This window comes from Thermoanaerobacterium butyriciformans (assembly GCF_017874545.1).
Taxonomy (GTDB): Bacteria; Bacillota; Thermoanaerobacteria; order Thermoanaerobacterales; family Thermoanaerobacteraceae; genus Thermoanaerobacterium; species Thermoanaerobacterium butyriciformans.
In genome coordinates, this window is the sequence record NZ_JAGGLT010000027.1 from 16,816 (window position 1) to 36,771 (window position 19,956).

The window sequence follows — 19,956 nt, forward strand, 5'->3', positions numbered from 1 at the left end:
CGGGCTTTTTGATAATAATGAACAAAATTTATAGATAATTCAAGGTTAATTTGATAAAATTTTAATGATGCGACTTGTGAATGTAATATTTTAGTATATAATATTATATGAAACGCTAATTTTAAAGGAGGGAGTTTTATGGCTCTAAATCAAAACATGTTTAGGATGTACGATATACGTGGTGTATGGAATGATGACCTTACCGAAGAAACAGCAGAGCTTATTGGTAAAGCCTTCGGTACATATATTCAAAATGAAAAAGGCATAAAAGACGTAATTGTAGGCAGGGACAACAGGATATCATCAAAGCCTATAAGGAATGCAGTAATCAATGGACTTGTCTCTACTGGCTGTAATGTGCTGGATATCGGTGTTCTATCGACGCCTGCTTTTTATTATTCACGTATACTATTTAATTACGATGCAGGGCTTATGATAACAGCAAGCCACAATCCACCGCAGTTTAACGGATTTAAAGTTGCATTTGGACCATCAACTATTTACGGCGATGAGCTTAAGAAACTATATCATATTGCGGAAAAAGGCGATTTCAAGACAGGGACAGGTTCTTTGAAATACGCATATCCCATACAAAGCTATATTAAGATGATACAGGACAAAGTAAAACTTGGCAATAGAAAGCTTAAAGTTGTTGTAGACTGCGGAAACGGTACATGCTCAAATATATATCCTGATATTATATACGGCCTGGGGTGCGAAGTATACCCTCTGTACTGCGAATCAGATCCAACATTTCCAAACCATTTTCCTGACCCAGTCAATGCAGACAATTTGAAAGATCTGATAAAAGAGGTTAAAAGACTTGGTGCAGACGTTGGCATAGCTTTTGACGGCGATGGAGATAGGATTGGCGTCGTTGACGAAAAAGGCAATATAATATGGGGCGATATGCTGATGGTGCTTTACTGGAGAGAAATCATGAAAAAGCATCCTGGTGCAGATGCCATAGTTGAAGTAAAATGTTCAAAAGCATTACCTGAAGAGATAAAGAAACTTGGTGGTAATCCAATCTTCTATAAGACTGGCCACAGCCTCATAAAAGCTAAAATGAAAGAAATCAATGCTGTCTTTACAGGTGAGATGTCAGGCCACATGTTCTTTGCAGACGAGTATTACGGCTATGATGATGCGGCATATGCTGCAGCAAGGCTTTTAAGAATACTTTCCAATACGGATAAGACATTATCGGAGCTTCTTTCTGATGTTCCAAAATATCCGTCAACGCCGGAATTGAGATTGCACTGCGATGATGAAAAGAAATTTGATGTTGTAAAGGGCGTGACAGAGTATTTCAGAGAAAAGGGATATGATTTAATAGATATCGACGGTGCAAGAGTTATGTTTGACGGTGGATGGGGACTTGTCAGAGCTTCAAATACAGGACCTGAACTGATTGTAAGGTGCGAAGCTGATACAGAGGAAAGGTTAAGTGAAATAAAAGGTGAACTTGCAGAGGTATTGAAGAAATACGGTGTTGAGCTTAAGTAGATATAAATGGAAGGGACAGTGCTTTTAATGAGATACCTGTCCCTTTTACAATGGGAAAGTTTCTAAAAAAATTGTTGTAAACGGTCACTAAAGAAGGAATTTCAGCAGATAATGTCGAATACATTCTAGAAATGCATAAAAAAGGAGGCAGCATATGTGGAAGATGGTGAAAAATGGTACGTCATATACACAAGAACGGGGGAGGAATTAAAGGTAAAAAGGTTGATCGAATTATTATTTAATAAGCTCAATAAGAAATCTATTAGAGTATTGATACCTAAAAGAGCGATAATTGAAAGGAAGGGTGGAAAGCGAGTAGAGAAGATCAAGTTTTTATTTCCTGGATATGTCTTTATTAAAACTAATATGTGCTTTGAAATATATTATGAGATTTCAAAGTTACCTCATTTTTTGAAATTCTTAAAAGATGATATAGAACCTGCGGAGGTTAGAGATGACGAAATAAGAATTATACTTTCACTTATAGGTGATTCTGACATCGTTGGATTTTCAACAGGAATCAAGATAGGGGGGAAAGTTAAGATAATCGATGGACCGCTTAAAGGCTTTGAAGGCCTCATTGAAAAAATTGACAGGCGGAAAGGAAGGGTAAAAGTAAGGCTAAATGTATCTGGCAATGCTAATCTAGTGGATTTAGGTATACATATTGTAGAAAAAATAGACGATGGTGAATTTAATAAGTTATCTGAAGTGTCGTAGAATCGTAATCAGTTTATAAATTTTTATGGGGTTGTTTTTAAATTGAAAAGATAAATTAATAGCAAAGGGGAGAAATAGACTATGAGTGAGGAAGAAATAGATTTAAGGGAGATTTTGGCAATTTTAAGGAAGAAATTATGGCTTATACTAGTTATAACGATAATAGCGGTTGTGATTAGTGGAGTTTTGTCTTTTTATGTAATAAAGCCGACATATCAGGCTAGTACATCGCTAATTGTAAGCAAATCCCAAACAGCACAGTATAGCAATGGACAAATTCAGTTTCAGGATATTCAGACCAACAGACTTCTAGCAGCAACATATGCGGAAATTGCAACAAGCAGATCGGTACTACAGGAAGCTATAAATAAGTTGAATTTAAATATGACGACAGAACAATTGAAGAAAAATATAGATGTGGCAGAAGAGGGAGACACAGAAGTAATAAACATAAGTGTAAAAGATAATGACCCAAAGACTGCAGCAGATATAGCTAATGCAGTTGCAAATTCATTCGTCGATAATATAGTAAAAATAATGAAAGTTGACAATGTAAGTGTGATTGATGAGGCTATACCTCCTACAACAAAGATAAGTCCAAAGCCAACTCTTAATATGAGTATTGCTGCAATACTGGGCATTATGGTAAGCATATTTATAATATTTCTACTTGAGTATTTTGACAAGACATACAAAAGTGTTGATGATGTAAAAAAATATCTTGATTTGCCTGTATTAGGTGTAATTCCTGAACTTAAAGACTGAGGGGGCTATACAATTGATTGATGCAGATAATAATGTATACAAGAACAATGTTGTTAACTCAAAGACGACAGTTTCAGAAGCTTTTCGTTCATTGAGGACAAATCTACAGTTTACAAGTGTTGATAAAAAAGTAAAAAGCATTTTGATAACAAGTTCGTTGCCAAATGAAGGGAAAAGCACGATTCTAAAAAATCTAGCATATGCATTAGCTATGACTGGCGTTAAAGTGATTGTTGTTGATTGCGATTTAAGAAATCCTACTGTACATCAAATGTTTAAAATACCAAATATGAGTGGATTAACGAATATAATTGTGGAAGATGATAGGTATGAAAAGTATGTTATATCAGATAAAGAGTTTGATAATTTGGGTATAATAACGTCTGGCCCAATACCGCCTAATCCGTCTGAGCTAATTGGTTCAAACAGAATGAAAATTTTTTTAGATAAGCTTAAAGAGAATTATGATTATGTTTTGCTTGATGCACCACCTGTTTTATTGGTAACAGACCCTACGGTACTTGCGCCAGTAGTGGATGGGGTTATTTTAGTTATTCAAGCAAATAAGACAGAAATTGAAGCAACCAAAAGAGCAAAAGAAATTCTTACAAATGTGAAAGCTAATATTCTTGGAGCTGTTTTAAATAAAGTAAAAGAACAAAGAAGTGGCTATTATTATTACTATTATTATAATGATGACGGAAGCAAACATAAAAGGAAAAGAAGGAAAAAATAATGGTTGACATTCATTGCCATATACTACCGGGAGTTGACGACGGAGCAGCCGACATTGATACATCTTTAGAAATGGCACAAATAGCCCAAAAAGATGGTATCAAAACGATAGTAGCAACTCCACATTATATAGAATACGAAAATGAAATAAGTAAAGACTTTATAAAAAATAAATGTGACTTATTAAACAATTATTTTTTGGAAAATGGTATTGATATAAAAATATTGCTGGGCTGTGAGGCATATATTTCCCATATGTTGCCATCAAAATACAAAGAGGGTAGCATTATGTCTATTAACAATGATGGTAAATATATATTGGTAGAACTTCCGATGGTGGAATTTCCCAGCTATGTAGAAGACGTGATATTTGAATTTAAATTAATGGGCGTTACGCCTATAATTGCACATATAGAAAGATATAAATACGTCGACGATAATTTTGATTTAGTGCATAAGCTCATTAAAAAGGGAGCATTAATGCAGGTTAATTCCACCAGCGTAACTGGACTTTTTGGAAGCAAGATTGCGAAGAAGGCTGTTCAGCTAACCAGATTAAATATGGTGCATTTAATAGCATCGGACGCTCATACTGCGAAAGGGCGATCTCCGCATATTGCTGATTCGCTATTAATATTGAAAGATAGCGGAATTGATCATGAAGTTATTGATTATATTGTTGAAAATGGATACAAAGTGATAAATGGACTTGAAATAGATGTTCGCGAACCTGTTTTAAAGAAAAAAGGCATATTTTATAAACTGTTTAAAGCTTAAAATATGCTAAATAAATCATGATTACAAACGCCATGAAATAATGGAGGAATACATATGAAAATAAGAAAAGCGATAATTCCAGCGGCAGGACTTGGAACTAGGTTTTTGCCTGCAACAAAAGCACAGCCAAAAGAAATGCTACCAATAGTTGATAAGCCCACTATACAATATATAGTAGAAGAAGCTGTAAACTCTGGCATAGAAGATATACTCATAATAACAGGAAGAAACAAAAGAGCCATAGAGGACCATTTCGACAAATCTGTAGAATTAGAGTTAGAATTAAAGAAAAAAGGAAAAGAAAATCTTTTAAATCTTGTTGAAGATATAACAAATATGGTGGATATACATTATATAAGGCAAAAAGAGCCGAAAGGACTTGGCCATGCCATTTATTGTGCACATACATTTGTAGGAGATGAGCCATTTGCAGTTCTTTTAGGGGACGATATAGTTGATGCAGAAGTACCCGTATTGAAGCAGATGATAGAACAGTACGAAAGATACAACTGCTCTATAATAGGCGTACAAGAAGTGCCAAAAAGTGAAGTAGACAAATACGGCATAGTAGATGCCAACATGATTGATGACAGGCTGTATAGAGTAAACAACCTAGTAGAGAAGCCAAAAAAAGAAGAAGCACCGTCAAACATGGCCATACTTGGAAGGTATATAATATCACCAAAGATATTTGATATACTAAAAGACTTAAGGCCTGGAGCAGGTGGAGAAATACAGCTTACTGATGCACTTAAAGTCTTATTAAACTATGAAGCAATATATGCATATAATTTTGAAGGAAAGAGGTATGATGTAGGAGATAAATTAGGGTATCTTAAAGCAACTGTTGAATATGCTTTGAAAAGAGACGACTTAAAAGATGACTTTATAAAATACTTAAAAACTCTAAATTTAGCTAGCTGTGATGCTTTGGAAGATGTTGCGATTTCTGGTTTAGATGTAAAATAAGATTTGGTCTAAGGATATTTCCCATTTATTTCTGCCATCATTTGACTTATACGTTATTACATGGTTTACGGTTTTATTGTTAATAAGCTCCCTATACTCTACAGTAAATGTGTAATTTTTGCCACCTACGAGGACAGGGACATTTGCAGACATGACGTAGTATTTTTTGTAACTTTTCGGCACTGGTAATAAAATTTTTGACCACGTTTTTCCTCCATCAGATGTTTTATATATTACAGTTTCCATTTTTCTACAGATACTGTATTTTTATTTTTTTCGATGTTTAAATCCGGCTTTTCGCTACTTGTGGCATGTTTAGCAGTAATTTTACTTGTTATGTTTAGACTATTCTTATTATCAAGTTGACAACTGCTTAAAAGCAGTGTTAATGCTAAAAATATCATTAACAATTTTTTCAATTGATTTTCCTTCCTTGCTTATATTTAACAATATTATACATTTTAATGTTTACTCATTCATTAAATAAATATTAAAAATGATTAAAAGTTTTTAAATTTTTGATTTTCCACTTTATAGGGAATAACATTTTTTGGGATGAATGTTATTAATAAAATAAAAATAAAAATAAGAGTAAAAAATGTATTTTTTTACTCTTATCATGCACATATAAAATTATGCAGAATAATATGGTATTACAGATAATAAAATAGCTACTTATTTCCTGCTAAATAGTATTTGTGATATAATTCTTTGATTCTTTCGATTTCAGCAGGAGAAAATTTTGAATAGGCGATGTTTTTGGCCTTTTCTTTTTCTTCAGGTGTTAAACCACCTTTTGAAAGTGACATTAAATATTGAATATCACTAGCACTGAGTTTTGATGTTATCATTTTTACAATTTCGGCCTTATCAGAAAAAGAAACTGAATTTTCAATTTGTTTAATAGTGTCTTTTGTCACAGTGGAATTAGTTGATGCCTGTGTTTTATTGCTATTATTGTTTGAGCTTTTAGTTGAAGAACTGCTGTTTTTATTGCCCAAAGGATTGTTGTCTTCATTTTTTGTATTTTCATCGTTTTTTTGATTGTCACTGTTTATTTTATCACTGTTGATGTTTTTAGTCTCATGTTGATTGTCATTTAAAGAATTTTCAGTGCTATTTTTCAATACCATGTTTGACAGTAAATTTGATGAAATTTTGTTAAATGCGTAGTTAATTCCCACATATGTTAAACCTGATATGATCAATATTGATATTGATATAATAATTATTGCTTTTTTCATACTCTACCTCGCAATAATAAATGTAGAGGGGAAGAGATTTATCTTCCCCACTTTATATTTTTACTGCATGTCAAATAATCTGCTTATTACGGCAATTGCTTGTGCTCTTGTTGACGTTGAAAGTGGACTGTAGGTAACTTTTGTCATCCCATTCATGATATTATATTTGACAGATGCAGCAACAACTTCTTTTGCCCAACCTGATACATCTTTAGCATCTTTATATTGTGCTAAAAATTTTGTCACTTCGTCTTGGCTGATGGCAGTATCTTTACCCATATATTTCAACGCATTAATAGCCATTGCAGCCATCTGCTCTCTAGTTATATTATCATTTGGAGCAAATTTGTCAGTTGCAACACCTTTTACCAATCCAATATTGTACGCTGTTGTCACGTCATTGTAATACCAATCACTACTTTTTACATCTGTAAATGGTGTTGCTTTCGTCTGGTATGGTATATTTAGAAGTCTGATTAGAAATGCGACAAATTGTGCTCTAGTTACATTTCCATCTGGATTAAAAGTATCAGATGTTATACCGTCTGCTATATGTTTAGACGCCATATATTCTATATCGTCTTTTGCCCAATGATTTGATATATCTTTGAATGTTTTATTGTAGTACATAAGCGCATATGTACTAAAACCATATAGCTTAGTTGTTATAGTATTTGTTGTTTTGTCATATTTGCCGCCTTTATATATAGCAGTATCGTTGTCAATCTTAAATAAGCTTATTTTTCTTGGATCGTATTTTGTCGTATCTATACCATTTAACGACAACTTAACTGTTATTGGTTTGCCAAATGTTGTAATGTATGTATCTTTTCCATCTTTTGTAACTTTGAAGTAGAATTCATATACTTTGCCGAGAAGTGTAAGTGACGCTGTATTTACTTTATCAGCGATTGCCTTAGCTTGTGTATCATCAAGGACATTTACAGAAACTTTAAGTGTTGAGCCATCGTTATTAGATATTACCCCTGCAGGTATATCGAGGCTTATTGCATTGTCTGAGCTAGTAATGGTTGTTTCTTTTGTCAAGTCTACATTAGATGATGCAACAGGTGTACCAACTTCAGTAACTTCTGTTCCACTGCTTGATGAACCACCGCCGCCGATTGCACCACCTCCGCCTCCACCACTGTTGTTTCCACTACTATTAGATGGTGTGTAATTTTGAATACCGTATGCATTTAATACTGCTCGCAAAAGGTTTTGATTATCTATCGACAATCCTTTTGCGGCACTAGAAAAGCTATCTGCAGCAGTGACAATATCGTCTAGAGTTAAATTCTTACCCATATCTTTTAAGAGATCATTAGCTATTTCTTTAAGTGTTGAATTATTGTTTATATAATCTAAAGAATATACAGTGTCTCCTAAAGCGTAGTAAACTTTAAAATTATCGTCTATCCTTAAGTTATTGTGATGTTCTTGAATTAAATTTAACAAACTGCCTGTTTGAACATTGTCTATTAAGAAATTGATGACATTGTTGTGTTCATCATTAAAAGTACTTAATGCATCTTTATTTATGTCCTCTGGTTTTAATGTGACATTTGTTATAGTACCACTTTCAATTTGATTTAGTATAGATTGGCGCTTATCTGATGTTATGAATGTCTTCATTGCATACGCTAAAGATACGATATTGTCTGCAGTTATATTGTAATTTGTTGTATTCATACTAGACAAAGTAGTTGCTATTTCATCTAATAATTGCTTAGTAGTGTTGCTTGTACTCCCATTCACAAAGTTTCTAACTTTTTCTATGATTGGATCTTTTATACTTGAATCTAAATTTGCAAAAGTTGTAGCTGCTTGTTCAATAAATGGGTTTACAATATCAAGTTGAGTATCACTGATAGTAACTGAATCTGCTAATGCTGTAACATTTAAGTAAGGGAAAATAAGTGTTAGTGACAATACAAAAGCTAAGATGATTTTTGACAGAGAAAATCTTTTCAACTCCTTCACTCCTTTACTATAGTATTTTATTGGAATTAATAACAATTATTAATAATCCACCTCCTGTCTATGTAAAAATTTCATCTTTATTATATGACTGTGGAAAAATATAGTCAATATAATTTCGGCAAATTTTCAAAACTTCTGCTAAAATTGTGATTTTTTTTGATATAAATCGACATACTATTTAAAATTTTTTTAAGTACTTCATTTTTAATCTTTCAGTGTTTCGCTATTTTTCACATTATACATCAAATGGAAGACAAAGTAAAAAGCAAATATATAAATAAAAACTTTTTTGGGGAATATATATATTAATGAAATAGCATTGGGGAGGCGGAACTTTTGGGCAAAAAAGAATTATCGGTGTTTTCTATCGCTGCAACATATATAGGTACTGTCGTTGGTGCGGGTTTTGCATCTGGACAAGAAGTTCTTCAGTTTTTTGGATATCATGGCATAAGAGGTTTTATAGGCCTTTTTGTTGCAGCTTTTATATTCATTGTCTATGGGTATTTTATTTTATTACTGGGAAATAGACTTAATGCTGTTTCACATTATGAAGTCATTATGAAAGTTGGTGGACCGATATTTGGAAAGATAATAGATTACGTAATAATATTTTTCTTATTTGGAGCTTTTACAGCCATGTTGGCAGGGACAGGAGCTATTTTCAAAGAACAGTTTGGACTACCTACACAGATTGGATCTATAATGATGGCTGTAATATCTGTTATGACTGTATTGACAGGAATAGCGGGTGTAATCTCTGCTATTTCTTTTGTTGTCCCGATTTTGCTGATTGGCGTGTTTTTAGTAAGCGTACTAGCCATCTTTTATGCACCTGATATTGCGGTAATTGCTGGTATTTCAATGCCGTTTGATGCAGCAGTCAAGAACTTTTTCATTTCTGGAATCATTTATGCATCATACAATTTATTGATGTCTGTTGCAATACTAGCACCACTTGGAAATCAAACATCAAAAAAATCAAATTTAAAGCTAGGTGCTTTATTTGGAGGAATAGGCTTATGGCTAGGTGCTACAATGATTTTGATTGCTATTCTTACAAATATGCCGAAGGCAGCCCAGTATCAAATACCTATGCTGTATATAGCAGGAAAGTATTCTGAAACATTGAAGCTTATCTACAGCTTTATTTTGATTGCAGAAATTTACACGACGGCAGTTGGAAATCTCTACGGCTTTGTTGCAAGGCTTACAGATACAAAAAGCATAAAATACAAGATTTATACGATTGTAACTGGCGGTATAGCACTCATTTTAAGTAATTTTGGTTTTTCAAAACTTGTACACTATATGTATCCGGTAGCAGGTTATGCAGGAATTGTTATGCTTATTGGCCTTACATACGGGGTAATTAAGAAAAAAACTATTTAAAATTGACTATTTGGCTAATTTTTTTTATTTAAGGTTCGAAATATATTATGTATAAGAATTTGTTTGAAGCAGCTATAGACGGGAGTGAAACTATGAATACGTATTTATACGACGTAAAAATAAAATGCCCAGTTTGTGGTAGGGAATTTACTCATACTAAGGTTAGGATGTCACATCTTAAAGTGTTGGAGATAAGAAAAGATTTGTATACTAAATATGAGGGGATAGAGCCTTTTTTTTATGATCCTATCGTTTGTCCAAATTGTGGATATGCAGCTTTAAGCGATATTTTTAACAATATTAGCGACGAAGGTAAAAAAGAAATATTATCAAAAATCACTATCAATTGGACTAAAAGGAAATTTTCAGGAGAAAGGACACCACGAAAAGCGCTTGAGTCATATCTTTTGTCCCTTTATTGTTCAGAACTTAAAAATGATAAGGATATTATTTTTGCGAAGACATGTCTTAGAATAGCGTGGATATACAATATTTTAGGTGATTATGCAAACGAAAACAAATATCTAAAAATCTCATTAGATATGTATAAAAAGGCATATGAAGGCTTTGAAGCATATGATGGAGAGATACAGCTTATATACATGATAGGTGAGTTAAACAAGATATTAGGTTATAGAGACGAAGCACTAAAATGGTTCAATAAAGTTATAAATCATCCTGATAGAAAAAATCATTCTCTGATTGTGAATTATGCGAAGGATGAATGGCAAAGCTTAAAAATATGAGGTCATGTTTTTACATGTAACCTCATATTTTTATATGAAGAGAAATGTACAAAGGGGGGTACAAATGTTTCAAACAAAAAAACCTGAAAATGGAGCAATTTATTTTTTTAACAATGAGGCAGATAAAAAAGGACTGAGGGAAGAGGAAGCACGAAAGAGATTGTTAAAATACGGGCCTAATGTTCTTGAAGAAGGGAAAAAGTTGACAGCATTAGATATTTTTTTAGATCAATTTAAAGACTTTATTGTGATGGTTCTCCTTGCCGCAACGCTTATTTCTGCTATTATGGGAGAAATTGCGGATGCAGTTACAATTACCATAATAATTATATTGAACGCCATCTTGGGTTTTATACAGGAATACAGGACAGAGCAGTCTTTAGAAGCACTAAAAAAACTTTCGGCTCCATCGTCAAAAGTATTAAGAGATGGGGTTATAAAGGAAATTCCGTCAGAAGAAATAACGGTTGATGATGTGATTATACTTGAAGCTGGTGATAGAGTACCTGCAGATGCTGTCGTTTTTGAATCATATAATCTCAAATTAGATGAATCTATTTTAACAGGCGAATCTGTTCCGGTATCGAAAGAGCCCACGGAGATAGGAAATAGAAGGACTGTACAGAAAAAAAGCATTATATACATGGGGACAGTAGTCACAAGTGGAAGATGTAGGGCACTTGTTGTGGATGTCGGCATGAGGACAGAGATGGGCAAGATTGCAGGCATGATTAAAGAAATTGACGACAATATGACACCACTTCAAAAGAGGCTGGACAAATTGGGTAAAGTTCTCGTAACAGGATCATTATTGATTTGTGCCCTTGTGACAGTGCTAGGCATAGCAAGGGGGGAGTCCATATATTATATGTTTTTATCAGGTGTAAGCCTTGCTGTTGCTGCTATTCCAGAAGGGCTGCCGGCAGTTGTAACGGTATCCCTTGCAATAGGCGTGCAGAGGATGTTAAAAAGAAATGCCATTGTAAGGAAACTTCCAGCCGTAGAGACACTTGGATGTACCAATGTTATCTGCACTGACAAGACAGGTACGTTGACAGAAAATAAAATGATTGTAAAAAAGATTTTTGCCAATGATGATGTAGTAGAAATCGAAGGAAAAGATCTTAAGAGCAGATTTGTATCAAGAGGAATAAAAATAGTTCCATCTCATGATGCAACAATAAGAAGACTTTTGGAGATCGGTGCTGTATGCAATAACTCTGATGTGAAAATAGACAGGTTTAAGGTTCGTAATGAATTTGTTGATGATGTTAAATATTACGGCGATCCTACAGAGGCAGCTATTTTGTATGCATCTATTTTAGGTGGTATATCAAAAGAGTCTGTAGAGCGAAAGATAAAGCGCATTGAAGAGATTCCATTTGATTCTGACAGAAAAAGGATGAGCGTCGTAGTTGAAGAAAATGGCTTGATGTATGCATTTACGAAGGGTGCCCCAGATGTTATAGTCCAACTATGCACTAAGGTTTTAAAGGACGGAAGGGAAGTTCCGATCAGCTCTTTTGAAAAAAAGAAAATACTTGAGGTGAATGAAAGGTTCAGCAGAAGTGCTCTTAGGGTTTTGGCATTTGCATATAGAAGGCTGCCGAAAGGCATTAGATATGATTCAACAAATATTGAAAGAGACTTGGTTTTTGTTGGATTAGAAGGAATGATAGATCCCCCAAGAAAGGAAGCCTATGAAGCTGTTTTGAAATGTAAACTGGCAGGAATAAAGCCAATTATGATAACAGGCGATCATAAACTGACTGCTGCTGCAATTGCAGATGAATTGAATATACATAGCAAGACAGAAAATATCATGACAGGTGACGAAATGGACAAAATAGATGATAAAACACTCTGTGAAGCAGTGGAAAATACGACAGTATATGCTAGAGTCTCGCCAAAGCATAAGCTGCGCATTGTCAGAGCTCTTAAGAAGAGGGGCTATACTGTTGCAATGACTGGAGATGGAGTAAATGATGCACCTGCTATTAAGGAAGCTGATATTGGAATCTCAATGGGGAAAAGCGGTACAGATGTAGCAAAAGAGGCGTCATCAATGATTTTGACTGATGACAATTTTGCAACTATAGTTGCGGCTATTGAGGAAGGCAGAATAATATACGACAACATAAGAAAATTTATAAGGTATCTCCTTTCTTGCAATATTGGCGAAGTCATTACTATGTTTATAGCGGCTTTGACATCGTTAGAGCTTCCACTTATACCTATTCAAATTTTAATGGTGAATCTTGTAACAGATGGCTTACCAGCTCTAGCTTTAGGTCTTGATCCTGCAGATAAGGATATAATGAATTTAAAGCCGAGAAAAGCTGGTGAAAGTATATTTTCAAATGGACTTGGTATTAGAATAGGCGTTGTGGGGTTTTTGATGGCTATTTGTACTTTATCTTCCTATGTATTTGCATTGACATACGGCACTTTGGATAGAGCAAGGACCATCGCTTTTTCTACCCTTGTCATGGTTGAGCTTATACACTCTTTTGAATGTAGGTCTGAGAGGCATTTGATATTTGAACTTGGTGTGTTTAGCAATAAATATCTTGTAATTGCCTCTACTACATCGTTTTTGCTATTTGCCTCCACCATATACATACCTTTTTTAAGTAATGTCTTTAAAACTGTACCACTAACTTGGTTTGACTGGCTAATAGTAGTGTTTTTCTCATCGATAGAGTTCGTATTTAACAACTTATATACAGCATTTGTACTGCCAAAAAAAGAGGCGAAGTGAAATTACTTCGCCTCTTTTAAGACTTTTAATGAGTACCTAAGCTCCAGGTAGTTTACAAGTTTTTTTATTAGTTCTTTCTTATCGCTGTTTAAAATATTCCACTTATGCCTATAATCGGCTATGACTGATTCCTTAACAGTATTTTGGTTCAATGTATCTACATTAACTTCTTTGTAGACGAAAAGCCTTGAGACTCTTCCGCTGCCTTTTGCTAATGTATTTGGATTGATGCCATAATCTACAATATCATCTTGTACTAAAGCATACCACTTGTAGCTGTCTATTTTTCCGTATATTATTCCGTATTTATTTGTTTTACTGTACACCTTTATCATAGAGAGAATTCTCCTCCAATAGAAATTCATTCTATTAGAGTTTATTACTTTGTCCTAAATTTTATTCATGTATTCAGGAAACCATAAAAGAATTTCTCTTTTTGCACTTTCCACGCTGTCGGAACCGTGAACTATATTAAATGTCGTATTTGTGCAGAAATCGCCTCTGATTGTCCCTGGCTGAGCATCTTCAATCTTTGTAGGGCCATTTAAAAGCCTTACCATTTTTACTGCATTATCACCCTCCAGAACCATAGCGAAAACAGGACCAGACGACATATATCGGATAAGGTCATCGTAAAAAGGCTTATCCTTATGCTCTTCATAATGCTTTTGAAGCAAGTCTAAAGATGGTGAAATGACTTTTGCAGCTACAAGATTAAGCCCTTTGTTTTCGTACCTTTTTAATATTTCCCCTATAAGGCCCCGTTTTACCCCGTCTGGCTTCACCATAGCAAATGTCTTTTCCATTTACACTCCATCCTTTTCTAAATTATTCTTTTTATTAATTTTATCCCTAACAAGTGATGTTAATGCACAAATAATGGAAAGTACTCCAGCTACAATGTACGCATCTCTCAACCCAAATAAAAATGCATTATTACTGCTTATCTTCAGAGATTCATAAAACATTTCTCTGTTGGTAAATATAGCACTGCCTATTGCAATACCCAGAACCATTCCAGCATTTCTCATTGTTGCTAAAAAGGCGGATGCGATACCAAGCCTGTTTTTAGATACGCTGCCCATTACAGAGCTGTTGTTTGGTGTCTGAAATATACCATTGCCAATGCCGAAAAGCCCCAGTCTTAACATGATTGATGACATTGAAGAATGCAGATTTAATGTGGACATTGAAAAAAGTGCTATAGCTGTAATTAATGCACCGATTGTTGATAGAATTTGTGCGCCATATCTATCTGATAAAATTCCGCTTAAAGGCGCAACAACAAGCATTATTAGAGGAAAAGACGTCATGATTATACCTGATAGGTCTGTAGAATACCCTATTCTTTGCAAAAGGAAAGGAGTCAGAAATGTCATTGTGTTTTGAGCCATGAAGTTTATTAAAGTGCTGAGATTTCCAAATGTAAACAATCTGATTTTAAACAGGCTTAAGTCAAGCATTGGAAACTCCAGATTATTTTCGATCATAATGAAGATTATGAAAAACACTATAAATGTTGCAAGGGAAATCATGCTGGGGATTGAAGTCCATCCCCAAGTTCCTCCTTCAGATATAAACAGAAGCAAACCTGTAAGAAATAAAAATGCAGACATGGCGCCTAACGGGTCAAATTTTTCTGGTACTCCTTTGTTGTCAGGTACTACTACTTGAGCCCAGATAAAACCGATTATTCCTATTGGTATATTTATATAAAATATAGATCTCCAGCCAAGGTATGTAAGCAAAAAGCCACCTAATGTTGGTCCTATAGAAAGTCCTATTGAAACTGCCATTGCATTAAAGCCTAATGCCTTGCCTCTTTCGTTTGGAGGAAACGTTGCTGTTATTATTGCTGGAGCCATAGACATAAGCATACCTGCGCCAATAGCCTGAAAAGCTCTTACAACGATCAACATATAAATATTGTTTGACATACTCAATATGGCAGATGTAACGGAAAATGTTATTAAGCCGTATTGATAAAGTTTTTTGTAGCCAACCATGTCCCCAAGTCTTCCAAATGTAAGCATCAGACTTGATAGCATTAATAAGTATGTCATGGAAATCCAGCTTGTAGTTGTTATATCTGTGTGAAATATTTTTGCAAGTTGTGGCATTGCTATATTTGTTACACTGCCGTCTATAGGTCCCATTACGGTACCTATTAAAACAGCCGATAAGATTATCCATTTATTAGTGCGAAGTTTTTCCATATAGACAATTCCCTTTCCTGATAAATATAGCTTAAAGTTATTATAACATAAATCTCCATTAGAAACTAAATGGACTGTGAAGTTAAGGCATCACCCAGTATTGCTTTTTTAGACATATTTGTCTATAATTTAACTTGTATTATTTTAGCGGAATAGGATGTGTACGGATGGTAGATATTAAAAGGCTTTTAATTGTTTGCTTTTTTACGATGGTAATAAATTTAATAGATACGTTATCATATTCTATAAGACCATCTGGTGTAAGGACAAAAAAGCTTGCAGTTTCACTATCGCTTTTCAACATTATGGCTGTAATTTCAAGGCTATCAAACATGATACAGGGACCATTTCTTGGGAGTTTAGTTGACATATCGATAAAATACAATATGGTTTCACTTCTTGGTTTAAACATGAGACTTGTATTATTGTCGGCAACAATGGGTGCAGTCATTGGAGCGCCTCTTATGCCAACGTTTGTATCTGTGTTCTCTGCAGCAATCAATGGTATGGAGACTGCAGGTTCTGTGCCTAAGCTTATATTGATGTCTTTAAAATGGGAGAATATAAAGAGGATACGAAGCAAGATAGTTTTGCCTAGGCTTAGCATGCTTAAAGGCATTAAAGAGACTAATATACCAAAAAGCTTTTTGATTTACAATGTCATAATAACGTCTATTTATACAACGGGTATAATTTCGTCATTGTATGCTGGAGCACTTCTTCCTGAATTTCGCACAACTGCTAGCCTTCTTTCAGGAATAGTTAACGGATTCGCTACTATTCTCTTAACAGTTATCGTTGATCCTGTTGCAGCACTGATTACAGATCAAGCACTTGCAGGGAAGAGAACTCAGAAAGATGTCAATACTATGGTTGTATTGCTGGTATTTGGCAAAATAATTGGTACATTGCTTGCACAAGTCGTGTTTTTGCCGGCATCTCACTTGATTCTTTTTGTCACAAAATTAATTGTTTAATGAAAATTTAACACAGAGTTAATAAAAATGGTGTATAATATTATAAAAATGATACTTATGTAATCAAAGGAGATGGATAGCCTTGAATTTTATAAATCCCACAAAAGGCCTTTTAGATCTTGATAAGATGTTTGATGATATTATAGAGTTTATAAAAGATGACAAAGATTCCAGCTACAAACTTATGATAGGAACCGATTCGCAGCCTGGTAGAGTTATATGCTTTGTTTCGGCTGTTATCATATATCGCGAGGGAAAAGGCGCTAGATATTATTATAGAAAATTTCAACATAAAAAAATTCCATCTCTTAGGCAAAGGATTTTCATGGAGGCCAATTACAGCATAGAACTTGCAAATCTTTTATCAGCTAAATTTGAGAAGATGGGCAAAACTGATTTCAATATAGAAATACATCTTGATGTTGGTGAAAATGGGAAGACGAAAGATATTATAAAGGAAGTAGTTGGAATGGTTACAGGTTGTGGCTTTGACGCACAGGTAAAACCTGATTCGTATGGAGCAAGTAAAGTCGCTGATAAGTATACAAAATCCATGTAATTTTGTTTAGGGTATAAAAACCTCTTTTTGAGGTTTTTATTTTTAAATAATTTTCACGCGACTATTGCAATAATGGAATTTAGTGGTATAATATAAGTAAAGATAAAAGATATTAATTAATAATTATTATAAATTGCGAGGTGAGATTATGGATAAAGTTGTTAAAATAAAAAATGATGTTTATTGGGTAGGAGTATTAGATCCTGATCTTGAGTATTTTGACATAGTATGGAGGACGCCATGGGGAACGTCATATAATTCTTATTTAGTAAAAGGCAACGAAAAGATTGCTTTGATTGAAACGGTTAAAGAGCCATTTTACGATGAATATATTGATAAGATAAAAAGTCTTGTTGATTTAAAAGACATAGATTATATAATAATGGATCATACGGAGCCCGATCATTCAGGTGCACTGCCGAGACTTCTTAAAGAGGCTACAAATGCAGAGGTCATTGGTAGCAGGACGGCTATCACATTTTTAAAAGGCCAGATAAATCGTGATTTCAATTCAAGAGTTGTAAAAGACGGCGATTTTATTGATTTAGGTGGAAAGACTTTGAGATTTATTATGGCACCTTTTCTGCATTGGCCTGATACCATGTTTACGTATTTAGTAGAAGAAAAAATTTTATTTACATGTGATGCTTTTGGCTGCCATTATACTCCTAAACATTTATTTAATGACCTTGAAGATGATTTTTCTGACGCATATAAGCTGTACTTTGATTCTATCGTAAGTCCTTTTAAACCGAAAGTTTTAGAAGCTATAGAGAAAATTAGAAATTTACCAATCGATGTGATAGCGGTAGGTCATGGGCCAGTATTGAGAAAAGATATAGAAAAATACGTTGAGACATATAAAAAATGGAGCACATATGATACAAATGCAAAGAAGAAAGTGCTGATATACTATGTTTCTGCATACGGCAATACTAGAAAGATGGCAGAAGAGATAAGCAATGGCATCAAAGATTCTGGGGTTATAGACGTGGATATATACAATGCAAAGGCAGTTAATTTAGATGATGCAAGGGATAAGATTGAAAAAGCAGACGGGCTGCTGTTTGGTTCGCCGACGATTACTGGTGACGCTGTTGAACCCATCTGGGATGTTATAGATAGGATAAATCCTATAAAAAATAAGAATAAGCCTGCTGCAGTTTTTGGCTCATATGGATGGAGTGGCGAGGCGATACCTTTGATGGAGGAAAGGCTTAAAGGGTTAAAGCTTAATTTGGTTGAGCCAGGTCTTAAAATTAATTTCATTCCAAGTGATGATGATTTAGAAAAATGTAGGGATTTTGGAAGAATATTTGCATCATCACTTGTGTAACATAAAAGTGTTATATGCATCTTGCATATAACACAAATTAATTTTTTACATATATAAAATTTGAAAGGAATGATCGTAATGGATTTTGTTATAATAGGTAACGGAATTGCTGCATTATCAGCTGCTGAAAGCATTAGAAAAAATGATAAAGAATCTAAAATAACGATGATTACAAGGGAACCGTACAATACATATTTCAGGATGAAATTGTCTCATTTATTGGGACATGAGTACGAATTAGAAAAACTATACGTTAGACCGGAGTCTTGGTACAAAAGCAATAATATTGATATTATGCTAAAGTGTAGTGTAGTGTCTTTAGATACAGACAAAAAAATTATACACTTAGATAGTAGTGATAAAATTAAATACGATAGGCTTATAATTGCAACTGGAAGCTATAGTTTTATTCCGCCGGTTAAAGGAAGAAACAAAAATGGTGTTTATGCAATAAGAAGTCTGTATGATGTTAATAATTTAAACAAATATATAAAAGACAAGAAAAGAGGAATTGTAGTTGGAGGAGGATTATTAGGGCTTGAAGCTGCATGGTCATTAAAACAGGCTGGATATGATATAAATGTTATTGAATTTTTTCCGAGACTGTTGCCTAAGCAATCTGATGAAGAAGGCTCAAAGATTATTGAGAATATTATAGAAAACAGTGGAATCAAACTCATACTGAATGCAGAGGTAGCAGAGATAACTGGCGATGATGCAGACGGTGTAATATTAAAAGATGGGAGAAAAGTCCAAGCTGATTTTGTGATATTTTCAGCAGGAATCAGACCTAATGTAGATATAGCAAAAGATTCTGATATAAAAATCAACAGAGGGATTTTGGTAGACGATTTCATGAGAACGAATGTGGATGATATATTTGCAGCAGGAGATGTTGCAGAATATAATGGCAAAATATATGGTCTTTGGACTGTTGCAATGGCGCAAGGCAGAAATGCAGGGTTAAATGCGGCAGGCCTTAGGACAAAATACAAAGAAGTCATTCCATCAAGTACATTAAAAATAACGGGCGTTGATGTATTTTCGTCTGGCGATATATCTGGGGAAAAATCCACTACATACAGTTATAAGGATGGAAATATTTATTATAAGCTGTTTATAAAGGATAACAAATTAGTCGGTGCAATTCTTATTGGCGATATAAGCAGCTCTACTAAAATCAAAAAAGCAATTGATTTTGGATATAATTTAAAAGAGATTTTGGATTCCTCAAAAGATGCTAAAAGTATACTTGAAACTTTATAAT

At 34.1% G+C, this 19,956-nt stretch carries 20 protein-coding genes; 13 read left to right on the forward strand and 7 right to left on the reverse strand.

The genetic code is table 11. From position 1 onward, the window contains the following. Window positions 1-138 precede the first annotated feature (138 nt). The 6 genes from J2Z80_RS11235 to galU all read left to right on the forward strand — a co-directional run bounded on the left by J2Z80_RS11235 (window position 139) and on the right by galU (window position 5,475). Window positions 139-1,509: a phosphomannomutase/phosphoglucomutase gene (locus J2Z80_RS11235; RefSeq protein WP_209454469.1), complete on the forward strand. Its 1,371-nt coding sequence runs from the start codon at window positions 139-141 to the stop codon at window positions 1,507-1,509. A gap of 156 nt (window positions 1,510-1,665) precedes the next feature. Next, window positions 1,666-2,229 carry an antiterminator LoaP gene (gene loaP, locus J2Z80_RS11240; RefSeq protein WP_209454470.1) on the forward strand — a complete coding sequence of 188 codons (564 nt, stop codon included), beginning with the start codon at window positions 1,666-1,668 and terminating at the stop codon, window positions 2,227-2,229. An 81-nt stretch (window positions 2,230-2,310) separates the two neighbouring features. Next, on the forward strand, window positions 2,311-2,994 hold the full coding sequence (locus J2Z80_RS11245; RefSeq protein WP_209454471.1) for a YveK family protein: 684 nt from the start codon (window positions 2,311-2,313) through the stop codon (window positions 2,992-2,994). A 13-nt stretch (window positions 2,995-3,007) separates the two neighbouring features. Next, window positions 3,008-3,730, forward strand: coding sequence for a CpsD/CapB family tyrosine-protein kinase (locus tag J2Z80_RS11250; RefSeq protein WP_209454472.1), 723 nt, complete (start codon window positions 3,008-3,010; stop codon window positions 3,728-3,730). After that, a complete protein-coding gene (locus tag J2Z80_RS11255) occupies window positions 3,730-4,506 on the forward strand; it encodes a tyrosine-protein phosphatase (RefSeq protein WP_209454473.1) in 777 nt (258 codons plus the stop codon). The genes J2Z80_RS11250 and J2Z80_RS11255 overlap by 1 nt, the downstream gene beginning before the upstream one ends. A 54-nt stretch (window positions 4,507-4,560) precedes the next feature. Continuing rightward, the gene (gene galU, locus J2Z80_RS11260) at window positions 4,561-5,475 is read left to right on the forward strand and encodes a UTP--glucose-1-phosphate uridylyltransferase GalU (RefSeq protein ID WP_209454474.1); all 915 of its coding nucleotides are present in this window, start codon (window positions 4,561-4,563) and stop codon (window positions 5,473-5,475) included. Here the strand turns inward: galU and J2Z80_RS11265 are convergent. The 4 genes from J2Z80_RS11265 to J2Z80_RS11280 all read right to left on the reverse strand — a co-directional run bounded on the left by J2Z80_RS11265 (window position 5,461) and on the right by J2Z80_RS11280 (window position 8,693). Beyond that, on the reverse strand, window positions 5,461-5,658 hold the full coding sequence (locus J2Z80_RS11265; protein ID WP_209454475.1) for a hypothetical protein: 198 nt from the start codon (window positions 5,656-5,658) through the stop codon (window positions 5,461-5,463). The genes galU and J2Z80_RS11265 overlap by 15 nt on opposite strands. A gap of 50 nt (window positions 5,659-5,708) precedes the next feature. After that, window positions 5,709-5,894, reverse strand: coding sequence for a hypothetical protein (locus J2Z80_RS11270; RefSeq protein ID WP_209454476.1), 186 nt, complete (start codon window positions 5,892-5,894; stop codon window positions 5,709-5,711). 252 nt (window positions 5,895-6,146) lie between these two features. Next, window positions 6,147-6,719, reverse strand: coding sequence for a hypothetical protein (locus J2Z80_RS11275; protein ID WP_209454477.1), 573 nt, complete (start codon window positions 6,717-6,719; stop codon window positions 6,147-6,149). A 60-nt stretch (window positions 6,720-6,779) separates the two neighbouring features. Next, window positions 6,780-8,693, reverse strand: a complete 1,914-nt coding sequence (locus tag J2Z80_RS11280; RefSeq protein ID WP_209454478.1) for an S-layer homology domain-containing protein — start codon at window positions 8,691-8,693, stop codon at window positions 6,780-6,782. A 345-nt stretch (window positions 8,694-9,038) separates the two neighbouring features. On the opposite strand from J2Z80_RS11280, the gene J2Z80_RS11285 reads away from it, so the two are divergent. The 3 genes from J2Z80_RS11285 to J2Z80_RS11295 all read left to right on the forward strand — a co-directional run bounded on the left by J2Z80_RS11285 (window position 9,039) and on the right by J2Z80_RS11295 (window position 13,601). Beyond that, entirely contained in the window at window positions 9,039-10,094 is a 1,056-nt protein-coding gene (locus J2Z80_RS11285; protein ID WP_209454479.1) for a YkvI family membrane protein, read from the forward strand. Window positions 10,095-10,186: 92 nt separating this feature from the next. Continuing rightward, window positions 10,187-10,840 carry a DUF2225 domain-containing protein gene (locus J2Z80_RS11290; RefSeq protein WP_209454497.1) on the forward strand — a complete coding sequence of 218 codons (654 nt, stop codon included), beginning with the start codon at window positions 10,187-10,189 and terminating at the stop codon, window positions 10,838-10,840. 64 nt (window positions 10,841-10,904) lie between these two features. After that, a complete protein-coding gene (locus tag J2Z80_RS11295; RefSeq protein ID WP_209454480.1) occupies window positions 10,905-13,601 on the forward strand; it encodes a calcium-translocating P-type ATPase, SERCA-type in 2,697 nt (898 codons plus the stop codon). Between the two features lie 2 nt (window positions 13,602-13,603). Here the strand turns inward: J2Z80_RS11295 and J2Z80_RS11300 are convergent, their stop codons facing one another. Genes J2Z80_RS11300 through J2Z80_RS11310 form a run of 3 tightly spaced genes read right to left on the reverse strand, consistent with a single transcriptional unit; the run spans window position 13,604 to window position 15,817 of the window. Further along, complete coding sequence (locus J2Z80_RS11300; protein ID WP_209454481.1) at window positions 13,604-13,936, reverse strand: hypothetical protein; 333 nt, start codon at window positions 13,934-13,936, stop codon at window positions 13,604-13,606. Between the two features lie 54 nt (window positions 13,937-13,990). Then, the gene (gene ndk / locus J2Z80_RS11305) at window positions 13,991-14,407 is read right to left on the reverse strand and encodes a nucleoside-diphosphate kinase (RefSeq protein ID WP_209454482.1); all 417 of its coding nucleotides are present in this window, start codon (window positions 14,405-14,407) and stop codon (window positions 13,991-13,993) included. Beyond that, window positions 14,408-15,817 (reverse strand): MFS transporter, encoded by a 1,410-nt coding sequence (locus J2Z80_RS11310; protein WP_209454483.1) that lies wholly within the window; start codon window positions 15,815-15,817, stop codon window positions 14,408-14,410. A 167-nt stretch (window positions 15,818-15,984) separates the two neighbouring features. On the opposite strand from J2Z80_RS11310, the gene J2Z80_RS11315 reads away from it, so the two are divergent. The 4 genes from J2Z80_RS11315 (at window position 15,985) to J2Z80_RS11330 (ending at window position 19,955) form a co-directional block, all read left to right on the forward strand. After that, window positions 15,985-16,794 carry a lipid II flippase Amj family protein gene (locus tag J2Z80_RS11315; RefSeq protein WP_209454484.1) on the forward strand — a complete coding sequence of 270 codons (810 nt, stop codon included), beginning with the start codon at window positions 15,985-15,987 and terminating at the stop codon, window positions 16,792-16,794. Window positions 16,795-16,876: 82 nt separating this feature from the next. Continuing rightward, a complete protein-coding gene (locus J2Z80_RS11320; RefSeq protein ID WP_209454485.1) occupies window positions 16,877-17,353 on the forward strand; it encodes a ribonuclease H-like YkuK family protein in 477 nt (158 codons plus the stop codon). Window positions 17,354-17,501: 148 nt separating this feature from the next. Further along, window positions 17,502-18,689: an FprA family A-type flavoprotein gene (locus J2Z80_RS11325; protein WP_209454486.1), complete on the forward strand. Its 1,188-nt coding sequence runs from the start codon at window positions 17,502-17,504 to the stop codon at window positions 18,687-18,689. A gap of 78 nt (window positions 18,690-18,767) precedes the next feature. Further along, window positions 18,768-19,955 carry an NAD(P)/FAD-dependent oxidoreductase gene (locus J2Z80_RS11330; protein WP_209454487.1) on the forward strand — a complete coding sequence of 396 codons (1,188 nt, stop codon included), beginning with the start codon at window positions 18,768-18,770 and terminating at the stop codon, window positions 19,953-19,955. Window position 19,956 lies beyond the last annotated feature (1 nt).

Bases quoted from the DNA above. Each gene is read 5' to 3' on its own strand.
- J2Z80_RS11235 (WP_209454469.1), top strand. From the start codon at position 139: ATGGCTCTAAATCAAAACATGTTTAGGATGTACGATATACGTGGTGTA.
- J2Z80_RS11245 (WP_209454471.1), top strand. From the start codon at position 2,311: ATGAGTGAGGAAGAAATAGATTTAAGGGAGATTTTGGCAATTTTAAGG.
- J2Z80_RS11255 (WP_209454473.1), top strand. From the start codon at position 3,730: ATGGTTGACATTCATTGCCATATACTACCGGGAGTTGACGACGGAGCA.
- galU (WP_209454474.1), top strand. From the start codon at position 4,561: ATGAAAATAAGAAAAGCGATAATTCCAGCGGCAGGACTTGGAACTAGG.
- J2Z80_RS11275 (WP_209454477.1), bottom strand. From the start codon at position 6,719: ATGAAAAAAGCAATAATTATTATATCAATATCAATATTGATCATATCA.
- J2Z80_RS11290 (WP_209454497.1), top strand. From the start codon at position 10,187: ATGAATACGTATTTATACGACGTAAAAATAAAATGCCCAGTTTGTGGT.
- J2Z80_RS11295 (WP_209454480.1), top strand. From the start codon at position 10,905: ATGTTTCAAACAAAAAAACCTGAAAATGGAGCAATTTATTTTTTTAAC.
- J2Z80_RS11300 (WP_209454481.1), bottom strand. From the start codon at position 13,936: ATGATAAAGGTGTACAGTAAAACAAATAAATACGGAATAATATACGGA.
- ndk (WP_209454482.1), bottom strand. From the start codon at position 14,407: ATGGAAAAGACATTTGCTATGGTGAAGCCAGACGGGGTAAAACGGGGC.
- J2Z80_RS11310 (WP_209454483.1), bottom strand. From the start codon at position 15,817: ATGGAAAAACTTCGCACTAATAAATGGATAATCTTATCGGCTGTTTTA.
- J2Z80_RS11315 (WP_209454484.1), top strand. From the start codon at position 15,985: ATGGTAGATATTAAAAGGCTTTTAATTGTTTGCTTTTTTACGATGGTA.
- J2Z80_RS11325 (WP_209454486.1), top strand. From the start codon at position 17,502: ATGGATAAAGTTGTTAAAATAAAAAATGATGTTTATTGGGTAGGAGTA.
- J2Z80_RS11330 (WP_209454487.1), top strand. From the start codon at position 18,768: ATGGATTTTGTTATAATAGGTAACGGAATTGCTGCATTATCAGCTGCT.